This is a genomic window from Companilactobacillus bobalius (genome assembly GCF_009764355.1).
On record NZ_LNUA01000078.1, the window covers coordinates 1 to 6619 of the forward strand.

Below are 6619 nucleotides of genomic sequence, written 5' to 3' on the forward strand. Positions count from 1 at the left end.
TACACATAGAATGAATTCTATGTTGTACTAACCCCAAAATACTGTATTAGAAGTCGCCAATGGCGACAACAAAGTCAAGCCCATAGAATCAAAGTAAAGAGGTGACTAACATGGCAATATTTCATATGAGTTTTAGTAATATTAGTGCTGGTAAAGGACGCAGTGCTATTGCCAGTGCCGCTTATAGAAGTGGTGAAAAATTATTTGATAATCAAGAAGGCCGCCACTATTTTTATGCCCGATCGGTTATGCCAGAAAGCTTTATTTTAACTCCCGAAAATGCACCAGAATGGGCCAGTAATCGAGAACAATTATGGAATGAAGTTGAAAAGAACGATCGTAAATCAAACTCACGGTATGCAAAAGAATTTAACGTGGCTTTACCGGTAGAATTAAGTGAATCCGAACAGAAAGAATTACTGACAAAATATGTGCAAGAAAATTTTGTCGATCAAGGTATGGTAGCTGACGTAGCAATTCATCGCGATCACCCAGACAATCCGCATGCACATGTGATGTTAACCAATCGCCCATTTAACCCCGATGGTAGTTGGGGATTAAAAGCAAAGACGCAGTACATTAAAGATGAAAATGGCAAGCAACTTTTAACCAAAAGCGGGTTTCCAAAACAAAGAAAAATTTGGTTGGTTGATTGGGATAAAAAGGAAAAAATTAATGAGTGGCGGCATAATTGGGCAACAAGTGTTAATCAGTCTTTAGCACAAAAAAATATTCCGGATCGGATTAGTGAAAAATCGTTTGTCGATCAAGGGATTCAAGAGACACCTACCCAACACGAAGGCATTAACAGCCAAAGAAAAAATCGAAAAGCATTTAATCAACAAGTTAGCGCACAAAGAAGCGCCCAAGCTAAATATCATAATCTTGACGAAAAGATAAGAAATCATGAACATTTTGACGCGTTAACTGACGAGCTATCGTTCTCTGAAAAACACACAATTAGTCATCTAAGTCAGCAATTGAAAACCTATGTCGATTTAGAACATTTAGATGATAAACAGCGCATGCTGTTTAATTGGAAAAACAGCTTATTAATCAAACATGCCATTGGTGAAGATGTAACCAAACAACTGCTGACTATTGACCAGCAAACGACATCACTAGCACAAGCTAACCAGTTGTTAAATAAAGTGGTGGAACGAGCAACGAAAAAGCTTTATCCGGAACTTAATTTTGAACAGACAACCGCAGCTGAACGACGGGAACTGATTAAAGAAACTAATAGTGAACAAACGATTTTTAAGGGTAGCGAATTGGCAGAACGGTTAGCGGATATTCGAAGTGACTTATTAACCCAGCAATTATTGACGTTTACCAAGCGGCCATATACCAGCTGGCAGTTAGTTAATCAGCAGGCCCAAACAATTGAGAAGCAATTAACCACGGTGCTAGCCAAACATGGTCACCAGTTAGACGATTTGAAGCCTACTGATCGGGGCATGCTAGCCGCTTATCAACCTAACGAACTCGAATTCATTTCTAAAGCGGTGAAAAATTTACGGGTCATGCGGGAAGTTAAAGCCGTAGTGCAAACTCAATACAACAGCATTCTAACGACTGCTTTTCCGGACAGTGACCTCGATAAGCTAGAGACGATTGACAAGGAGCAAATCTATACCGCTGTGGTTTACTATGACCCAGAATTAAAGCCGTTAAGCGCCAATGATCTTAGTCAATTGCAACAGCAGCCACCGGTAGTCTTTACTAGTCAGCAACACCAAGCCGGTTTAAATTACCTGTTAGGTAAAATGGAATTAAAAGATATTCAGGATCATCGACTGCAACGGGTCTTAAAACATGATGGCACCCGGCAACTGTTTATTGGCGAATGTGGCCAAGATCCTAAGTTGGATCACCAACAAATTGAAATGGTGCAAACCCGTTTGAAACAACAGACAATGCGCTTTGATCAATATAAGCAAGACCAAATTAAGGACTATCAGGCCATTAATTATTACCCAACTAGCCCGAAAAACTACCTGACTAATATTTTGGACGAAGCTTTAATAACCATTTTATATGCGAAGAACACGGACTATCTAAGAAAGCAGCAACTACGTGGCTTAAAAGAGACCGAGTGGGCAATGACGAAAAAGCAACGGCAACACCAAACTCGAAACCGACATGAAGATGGGGGCATGCACTTGTAATCAAAATGTAAAGATAAATGTACACATATGTGTTCAATGGGTGCTATATTTGCCATTAAAAGTACGCAACCTAGATGCGGATTATCAGGTGTGATAATAATGCCTACATGAGTTTTGATGGTTAAAACATTCAGAAAACTATATTTAGGGCACCGAATTGTTGCTGCGCTAATTGTTGAATTCCAATGGCTCAGTCAAAAGTGTAGTTTGATAAGCTTGTCAGTGAAAAGGTAGCTCGGTCGAATTATGATTACGTCGTAGTGACGACGATTCAGACTAAGTTATTTCATAGAAAAAGATTTTCTGGGCACACTATTTACTTTAGCCTGTAAAACTGGTAATTCACTCCCAATAACTGCTAATTTATTATCCATTTTATGATCTCCTTTGCTTTGCTAATCTCACCCGTTGTTTAGGTTTACTTTTAGGGTTGTAAAAGTGAACCTAAATGACGGGTTCACCAACCGGAACGTAGTGCAGGGCGGTAGGCAGGTTCTAATCAAAATCAAAACTTAATTTATGGCCGTCAAGCTTTAACTTGGCGTTAAACGACTTTCCCTTTTTGCTCTTGAAACCCTTTAATTTGCTGGTTTCCCCTTTGGTGACCAGCGCTTTAATCGCGGTCTTACCAAGTGTCTTGCTACTCCATTTCTTGGGTAGGGTAAAGTCCTCGCCTTGCTTAGGCTTCACAATGTAAAATTTTTGTTTGTTTATGACAGTTGCTTGTGGTGTTTCTAAAAACACCTCGGCGGACTTTTGTGCTTGCTGTTGATGATCAATTTGTTGTTTAATGGCTGCACTGCCAGTTAATTGCGTGGGAACATCAGCGATTAACTTTGCCACGAACTTTTTGATTTGGCTCAAAAAATTATCCTGAGTGCGTTCTTCGGTACTGATTTGCTGTAACGCTTGCTCCCATTTAGCTGTCATTTCTGGACTAGTTAGCAAGGGTTCGAGTTCGACTGCTTTACATAAAGTGATTCCGGCTTCACTGACGTGCAACTTATTCTTTTCAGTAACTAAGTAGCCGCGTTTCTTTAACACTTCCAGCACATTGGCCCGGGTCGCACTTGTCCCAATGCCTTGCACATCTTTGAGAATCGCCTGGGCTTCTTCATCATCAAGCGTTTTGCCAGCGGTCTTCATGGCCGTAATTAATGTCCCTTCGGTAAAGGGTACCGGAGGTGTCGTTTCTTTTTTCGGCGTTTGCAGATTCGCTTGAACTTGGTCGCCTTGGTGAACAATCGGTAGGGTGGCTGCCTCTTGCTGGTCAGCTTTGTGATCATCAAATAAAGCTTGCCAACCTTGCTTAGTTGGGACCTTACCGGTTGCTTTAAAATTGGCGTCACCAACTTGGGTAATAATGGTGGTTTCTTCGTACTCGTACGGATCAGCAAACATCGCTAACGTCGTCCTTAAAACCAGGTCATAGACTTGTTGCTGTAATTTAGGCAAGCTGGCTAGCTTCTCTTTCGTTGGCACGACTTTAGTCATAATAATGGCATAGTGTTCTTCAACTTTTTTCCCATCAACATAGCGTTTGTTCGGAGTGGTATTGGTTAAAGCGACCGGCTTAGAGACCAAGCCCAGATACTTCGTCAGATTAGCCACTAAATAATCAAATTCTTCATCAGTGATATAATCACAATCGGTGCGGGGATAACTGAGCAGTTTGTCTTCGTATAAGCTTTGAATAGCCGCTAAGGTTTGGCTGGCGCTGGCGTGATAACGTTTATTCATGGCACTTTGGAGACTAGATAGCGAGAATAGTTGGGGACTAGCTCGTTTTTTGCCTTGCTTTTGGACGTCCTTGATTAAACCGCCCTGTGAGCCTTTCTGAACGTGTTTAGCCTGCATGAATGTCATTAGCCCTGTTTCGTCTTTAAATCGCTGATAGGGGTCTAATTTTGCGAAGAATTTTTGCTGATTAGCTAAAATTTCCGCATTTAGTTCAAAATAAGGTTCTGGCTTAAAGTTTTTGATTGCCTGGTCCCTTTGATAAACCATATACAAAGTGGGCGTCTGCACGCGTACCCTCTATCTTATTATTTACTGGAAAATTCATTTCCGTTTGGTCGGAATAAAATTACGAATAAACTGAAATCGTTTATGTTCATGATCGATATATAAATAGCCAAAAATACTGAAAAATAACGCACCAATAAAATTAACGAATAGATCTTTCATAGTATCGATCACGCCAACATCGAGATAGCCGTTATGGATCACAGTAGTCACTTTTTTGCCATCAGCGGTTTCACTTTCAATCGTCGTTCGTTGAATATCTTTCAGCTGGACCACTTTATTGTTACGTTGGCCTAGATCCACGCTATTGATTTGGCGCACAATGCGATCCTTTTGCATATCCATATTCAACCAACGATCCGCTGAAAATTCGACAAATTCCCAAGCAACCCCGACCGTCATTGAAAAACAAAACGTGGTCACCGCAATAAATAGCGGTGTTAATTTCAGAATCGTTATATTTTCATTCAACAAATAAATCAGCGAAAAACCGACTCCAGCAGCCAAAAACCCATTTAGTGCGTGTAACGCTGTGTCCCAGACTGGAATATGACTATAAAAGTCATTTAGTTCACCTAACACTGTTGAGCTAAAAATAAAACTGATTACGATCAATTCTAGCAAACTAGGTATATTAATATGCAGATAAGTTTCAATTAAATATGGTAGCATAAACAAAATTAATGTCAGCACTAACAAAGCGACGTGTGACCATTCTTGCATATAAATGCTATTGCCTAACATAAAAATGACAATTAACCGATAAAATATATAAATCAGCGTCACGATTTTACTTGCGGTAGTGGTGTGTGCCGTAAAGAATTTCATAAAACGCCCCCAATCATCGTTGAATCCGTATAATTTCCTAATTTAAGCTTATGATATTAGTGATGCTAGTTCAAGTCGGGTGCAAAATAAAAAAATCACACCAAAAGGAACCTACAAGTATTTAAAAGAAATCACTGGTAACGGAGCCTATTATCAAGTGGCTTGGCAAAAATTAGCTGATGGCTACATCGCCCTTTATGGCACGACCCCGATTCAAATCAACGTAGCCCCTATATTGAATGATATTTTTGAAAATGAGGAGGGGTAGACAATGCCGAGTAAAGCAGACGTTAAAGCCTGGAAAGCACAATTAGTCGCCCAAGCCGAACAACAAATCCTAAAATTAACCGATAGTGACCGATTTAAACAGTATCTTAATACCCTGGCTAAATTTCATCATTATAGCGCCAGAAACATTGATTTGATTTATGTGCAAAATCCGCAAGCCACTCAAGTCGCGGGCTTTAAGCAATGGCAGACGGCTCTTAACCGCACCGTCAAACGAGGCGCAAAAGCGATTCGGATTGCGGCCCCGATTATTAAGAAGTTAACACCAGCCGAGCAAAAGCGTCTTGATACCACCGATGAACGCGCCATTGTCGGATACCGTTATCTACCCGTCTTTGACGTGTCACAAGCTAGCGGTGAGCCCGACAATGCTTTGAAACTAAAGACGTTATATCACGAATATGCGCATAGCCAGCTACACGCATTAAAATCAGCCTTTAAAGATCGGCCACGAGCTTATCAGGAAACCCAAGCCGAAGCGGTTGCATATGTTGCCATGCAAAATACTGCTGTTAAGGGCACGTTCACAGTTTTTCCAAAGTCGCCGACATTTGTCTAGCCAACTCCATGAACGTTCAACGATCCATCGTTGCGGTAACACCGTGAACATATGCAACTCGTTGCGTTTAACTACCGTCGTCTTAGCATTCAAAATGAGCTTCACCTGATCCGCAAAGTCATTGCCAGTGTAGCCACCATCAACCATGACATGCTGAACCAGCTATAAATTTTGGCTAGCCAAACTAATAAACATAGCCAATGCACCTGAACGATCTGATACATTAGCTCGTGTCACGAGAACGGCTTGTGGTAAACCATTAATATCAACCGCCATATGACGCTTAATCCCTGAAATCTTTTTGCCGCCATCGTAGCCACTATTTTTCGTTAAATCAGTGGTTTTAACACTTTGAGCATCAACAATCACAAACGACGTTCGGGCCGATCGGCCCTGTGCAAAGCGATAGTAAGCAACAGTTTTTTTAAAAGACTTTCTAATAGTGAATCGGCTGTCGGGTCTGGTTTATCTCGCCACATATCGTAATAGTGGTAGACAGTGTGCCATTCCGGGAAATCGTGCGGTAATTCACGCCATTGACACCCTGTAGTAAGCGAGTAAAGGATGGCATTGAATACGTCATAAAGATCATAACGACGCGGTCTTGTATGCTTGCGGAAGTTTTCTAAATCAGGTTGTATTAACGCAAATTGCGCTCGAGAAATATTGCTTGGATAATCTGGCATGACAAACTCCTCAGTCGGTTTTCCACAATTCTACCAGATTCAGCAGATACTAGACAGGTTCT

General features: G+C 41.0%; 4 protein-coding genes and 2 pseudogenes. 3 read left to right on the top strand and 3 right to left on the bottom strand.

Annotated elements, in window-relative coordinates; genetic code table 11:
• Positions 1–110: 110 nt before the first annotated feature.
• Positions 111–2171: a MobQ family relaxase gene (gene mobQ / locus ATN92_RS18555; protein WP_056950640.1), complete on the top strand. Its 2061-nt coding sequence runs from the start codon at positions 111–113 to the stop codon at positions 2169–2171.
• Between the two features lie 495 nt (positions 2172–2666).
• Here mobQ and ATN92_RS18560 read toward each other — a convergent pair whose 3' ends face one another.
• On the bottom strand, positions 2667–4199 hold the full coding sequence (locus ATN92_RS18560; RefSeq protein ID WP_411762971.1) for a DNA topoisomerase: 1533 nt from the start codon (positions 4197–4199) through the stop codon (positions 2667–2669).
• A gap of 33 nt (positions 4200–4232) precedes the next feature.
• On the bottom strand, positions 4233–5024 hold the full coding sequence (locus tag ATN92_RS18565; RefSeq protein WP_056950643.1) for a DUF2238 domain-containing protein: 792 nt from the start codon (positions 5022–5024) through the stop codon (positions 4233–4235).
• 79 nt (positions 5025–5103) lie between these two features.
• Here ATN92_RS18565 and ATN92_RS18570 point away from each other — a divergent pair, with 79 nt between their 5' ends.
• Together ATN92_RS18570 and ATN92_RS18575 are read left to right on the top strand one after the other, a co-directional pair.
• Positions 5104–5292 carry a hypothetical protein gene (locus tag ATN92_RS18570; protein WP_206605314.1) on the top strand — a complete coding sequence of 63 codons (189 nt, stop codon included), beginning with the start codon at positions 5104–5106 and terminating at the stop codon, positions 5290–5292.
• 3 nt (positions 5293–5295) lie between these two features.
• Positions 5296–5826, top strand: a pseudogene (locus ATN92_RS18575) (ArdC-like ssDNA-binding domain-containing protein); the annotation flags it as partial.
• On the opposite strand, the pseudogene ATN92_RS18980 reads toward ATN92_RS18575, so the two are convergent.
• Positions 5743–6557: pseudogene (locus ATN92_RS18980) on the bottom strand (IS5 family transposase). The pseudogenes ATN92_RS18575 and ATN92_RS18980 overlap by 84 nt on opposite strands.
• Positions 6558–6619: the final 62 nt, after the last annotated feature.

Excerpts from the sequence above, each read along its gene's own strand:
- mobQ (WP_056950640.1), top strand. The coding sequence starts at position 111 with ATGGCAATATTTCATATGAGTTTTAGTAATATTAGTGCTGGTAAAGGA.
- ATN92_RS18565 (WP_056950643.1), bottom strand. The coding sequence starts at position 5,024 with ATGAAATTCTTTACGGCACACACCACTACCGCAAGTAAAATCGTGACG.